Annotated in this window: 2 protein-coding genes; both read right to left on the bottom strand. The window is 38.1% G+C overall.

Features of this window, described 5'->3' with window-relative positions; genetic code table 11:
• A partial coding sequence (locus Q0340_RS04280) for a hypothetical protein (protein WP_298082304.1) occupies positions 1-398 on the bottom strand: 398 nt, incomplete at its 3' end.
• 931 nt (positions 399-1,329) lie between these two features.
• A partial coding sequence (locus Q0340_RS04275) for a calcium-binding protein (protein WP_298082303.1) occupies positions 1,330-5,011 on the bottom strand: 3,682 nt, incomplete at its 5' end.

Below are 5,011 nucleotides of genomic sequence, written 5' to 3'. Positions count from 1 at the left end.
CTTGCTACGCTTGATTTACTGGTTTGTATGCCGTAGCGTTTCCATAGAATATCCGCTATTTTTTGATAGCTATGGCCGCTTTTATGTAGGGATTTTAAGCAATCCTTATAATCTGCTATTTTTGATTTGGTCGGTTTTTTCTTTGGGCCTAGTAGCTTTTTATACTCTTTATTTACTACTTCGCTTAAGGCTCTTTTATCTACTTTCATATCTTTGTAATAGTGCAATATACCATTAAGTGCATTATCCGCTCTTTTCTTATCATGCCTTGCTCTACTAATATATGAGATAAAGGTATTTACTAGCCATATAAGCTCATTCTGATTAGCAGTTTCTTGAGCTTTGTCGTTAAAGACCTTTATACCTTTCTTGACTCTTAAAAGATTTTCGTAATGCATAGCTGCTCCTTTGTGATAGATTTTGTGGTAAATTTAAAAGATTACTGGTCTATTATAACGGGGAAAATAAAAAAGCTTGGAGATTCATTATTTTTATGCAGCTTTGTTGTCTTTCAATAGCTTCGTTGTCTTTAGAAGGCTCATCGTTTTTTTAAAGGTCTTATTGTACTTCGTTGTCTTAAGTCATTGTTTTTCAAAGGTTTTATTATTGTATTTCATTGTCTTTTCAAAAACCTCATTGTCTTTAGGTAGCTTCGTTGTCTTTCAGAAGCCTTATTATGCTTCGTTATTTTTCGATAGGTTCATTGTCTTCTCAGAAGCATCATTGCGCTTTATTGCCCTTTCAAAAGCTCTATTTTTTCAACAACCTTATTGTCTTTTCAGTAGATTCATAGTTTCTATGGGGCTTCATCGTTTCTTATAAAAGGGCTTGGTGATAGAGAATGGTAGTATGATATTGTGGGATATTTTGAGGGTATGAGAGGGAGGGGATAGGAGGGATATCAGGGAGGAAAGCGTTCATTTTTAGGATTGGGGATGGAGAATTCCGGGGTTGGTTTTGAACTAGATATTGCAGCTGAAGGGCATATGTGAGTTGGGATTTGAAGAGCGTAAAGGGCAAAAACTTGTAAAATTGCAGAATCGGCTTTCTTCTTTTTGTGGGTTCTTTAATGAGGGACAAAGGCCACAAGCGTAAAAACCTGTCTAAGGATAGAGATATTTGAGGAATTGTGATATATTTCGTGCAGGGAGCATTTTAAATTTACTACATTAAATTTAATCATGCGTTTGCTATGGTTTTGAGGATATAAATCTATGGGGCGGCATCTTAAAATATGATGCCGCCCCATATAAATTATCGATCTACAAAGCGATATGCTAGCGAGTGAAATGAAATGCCGGCATAATACTAAGGCATAACCCTTAAGCCTTAACTCATATAAACCTGAATATCATCCTTGCGAATATCTTTTTGGTTAAATTCCAAAGCTTCAGAGCCGTCAGCGTATATATTTAGCTGCTCGATGATCTTATTTACCGTATCTTGGCTCAAGAATGAGTTATCTTTCAAAGCCTCTTCTTTGACAATATTAGAGGTAGAGCTTAGATCTGCTGCAGTGCTGTTAGCGTTAAGAGCAGAATTTAGATCAGGGGCGTTTAAATTTGAATCATCGCAATACTTTGAAACGATAGCTTTCAACCCATCTTTATCGCCGTTACCTAGAATCATATCCCAACCGGATTTGGAATTTAAATCGTGTCCATTGGTTTCTTTTGAGGCAGATGAGACTTCGTTTTTATCGCTATTGGTAGAGGATGTAGAGCCTGCCTGTAAAAGTGCCGCGGGCTTTACTTCATCCGAGTTTTTCAAGAATGGCGACGATTGAGTTTCGTTATCTATGTCTAGCTCGGCATTCATCGCTAAAGCAGCGGGTTTTGCGGCTGGCAAAAATGTCTCCGTAGTGCTTGCTAAAGAAGCCGCTTTGGCATTATTCGTCTCATAATCCATACCGAAAGCCTTAAATATATCCGCCGCCTTGATATTTAGATATTTGCCTATATGAAATTCCTCTATGACGTTATTTCTATTGCTAAAAAAGCCTTTTACCTCCAAGATATCATTTTTGGCATTGGGATCCGCCGGAGTGATGATGAGCTTGAGGTCATCCGAACCGTTCTCGCCGTAATCATAGCGGACTCTTTTTACGGGATTTTTATATATGACCTTATCGTATCCTCCAAGATCCATTATGGTTTTTGCTCCTCCGTCATAGGTAAAGACATTATCTTCCTTGCCTCCTATCATAGTGTTTGCATCACCTTTGAGCTTGGCGTTTTTTAAGATAAAGTCATTATTTAAAGTGATGCCGTCTTTAAATTCGATATTTAGGTTTGTCACAAAATTACGCCTTTTTTCATAATTATACCCCGAGGTAGTGCTATAGTCCTCTATTAATACGGTATCGTTTGAAACGGTGCTTGATATTAGAAGAGTTTTATTTACTAAATCTAGTTCAAATTTAACATCCTCCTTATTTAAATCTTTAAATTTAATCAAATCCCCATTGTTAATACTCGTTATCGTATCCTTGCCGTCGCCTTTAGAAAAAACGAAAGTATTTTTGCCCTTGATCTCTTCACCGTAACTTCTATAGCCTCCCTTTAGTATGTCATTGCCTCTGCCGCCTTCAAGGATATTTTCTACTCCGCCGCCGCCGGTTAAAGTATCGTTTCCATCTCCGCCCTTGATGATATTATCCATATCGTTATAACCGTATAGCGTATCATCGTCTGCGTCGGTGCCGATAAGCGATAATCTTTTAATCTCTTCAATTCCTAATTCTTCGCCATTGGCAAATTTAAAGGTTTTTACGGCGTTATTTTCATTGGTTCTATTTTGATCGGTAGCATTTCGTAAAGTAATCGAATCTCCAGCAGAATTTTTAAGAGATATAACGAAATCCTTATAATTTCGATAATTATCGTTAGGATAGTCGTTTCTAGCTCTTTTAACTATCAAATCCTCTTTGCTTATGCCTTCGCCAAATTTAAGAGTATCACTATCTTTATCGTCGCTATATTTGGTATAATCATCCACTATTGTGTCGTTACCGTCTCCTTTATTAAAAATAAAAGTATCATCACCGACTCCGCCGCTTAAAATATCGTCTCCCTTGCCGCCGATTAAGACATCATCGCCCCTATCTCCGTAAAGCTCATCGTCTCCATCGTTGCCCACTATGGTGTTGTTTGCGTCGCTATAGCCTTTTATAGCTTCATTTTTATCGGTTCCCACTAAAGATAATGCAATAATATCTTCAAAGTTTAGCTTATCGCCATTAGCAAACTGTAAGGCCTTTACCGCTGCGTAATAAGGACTTGGTTTATTGTCCCGAATGACACTTTGTAAAGTTATGGAATCTTTATCGTTGTTTTTAAATTTGATCGTTAGGCAAGTAGGTTCCCGATCCCCTTCCTCTCTTTTGCTTTTGGATATTATAATATCTTCCTTGTTGATACCTTCGCCGAATTTTATAATATCCATTCCGCCTCCGGATTCCTCTATAATATCGGCTCCATCGCCAATATTGAAGACATAGGTATCGTCGCCATCTCCACCATCAAGAATATCGTCTCCTTTGCCGCCGACTATAATATCGTTACCGTCTCCTCCATCTATGGAATCATTTCCCTCCTCACCGTAAAGAACATCGTCTCCGCCATAGCCACTTATAGAGTCGTTACCTTCCCCGCCGTATATCGTATCCTTCAGTCCTCTTCCAAGAACATCCGTACCTGCACCTTCAATAACATCATCTCCTCCAAAACCTTTTATGATGTTATTATCCATATCGTGATAGGCAGATAATTTATCGTTTTGATCGGTGCCGAGAAGAGATAGTCTTTTAATGTCATCAAGTTCTAGCTTATCACCGTTTTCGAATTCGAAATAATCTATGTTACCACCATTCACTGCGGAACCCCTAACAATAGCATCTTTAAGTATTATAGAATCTGTGTCGTTATTTTTAAATTTAATAGTTATATCTCCATAGTAGCTACCTCTAGTTACTATAAGATCCTCTTTGCTTATACCTTTTCCAAATTTAAGAACATCCGACATATTGCCGTTTTCCTTTATGGTATCGGTTCCGTCACCTTTATTAAAAATATAGGTATCGTTGCCGTTTCCGCCCTCAATAATATCGTTTCCCTTGCCACCGATGAAAGTATTATCTCCCATACCGCCGTGAAGCTCATCTTCACCGTCGCCCCCCATTAAAGTATCGTTACCATCTCCACCATATAGTTTGTCGTTTCCGTCGCTGCCTACAAGAGTATTGTTTGCATCGTCAAAGCCCTTTACGGCTTCTCCACTATCGGTACCGACCATAGGTAGCTCTTTGATATCTTTAAAGCTTAGTTTATCCCCATTGGCAAATTCAAAGTTCTCTATTGCGCCATTAATTCTAGTTTTATTTTCATAAATAACATTTTTTAAAGTTATGGAATCGGCAGTATTATTTTTAAATTTAATCACGATATCATCTTTATCTGCACCCCTACTTATAAGCAGATCCTCTTTGCTAATCCCTTCTCCAAATTTAAGGGTATCGGCTCCATCGCTATCCTCTATAGTATCGTTGCCATCACCTTTATTGAATACGTAAGTGTCATTCCCTACACTACCATTTAGGGTATCATCTCCTTTATCTCCGATTAAGGTATCATTGCCGCTACCGCCTTCGATTAGATCGTTTCCGTCTCCGCCGTACATAGTATCATTCCAGCCTTGGCCATAGAGTTTGTCGTCTCCGCCACCTCCTTTGATGATGTTATTTGAATGGACATAACCTATAATGTTTTCGCTATTGTCGGTACCGATCAAAGAGAGTTTTTTGATATCTTCAAAGCTTAGCTTGTCACCATTGCTAAATTCAAAGGTTTCTATAACGTTATTTTCGTTTATTGAGTTGCCATGGGTAACATCTCTTAGGGTTATTGAGTCGTTCGAAGAATTTTTAAAGAGTATGACTATATCTGAATATTCCTTTCGTTTAGTGGAATTATTCATTCTCGCGACTCTTTTGACGATAAGATCCTCTTTGCTT

Origin of the sequence: uncultured Campylobacter sp. (assembly GCF_938045595.1) — a bacterium.
Lineage (GTDB): Bacteria > Campylobacterota > Campylobacteria > Campylobacterales > Campylobacteraceae > Campylobacter_B.
The sequence above is the reverse complement of the archived record's forward strand: the minus strand, read 5'-3'. Positions and strand labels throughout refer to the sequence as shown.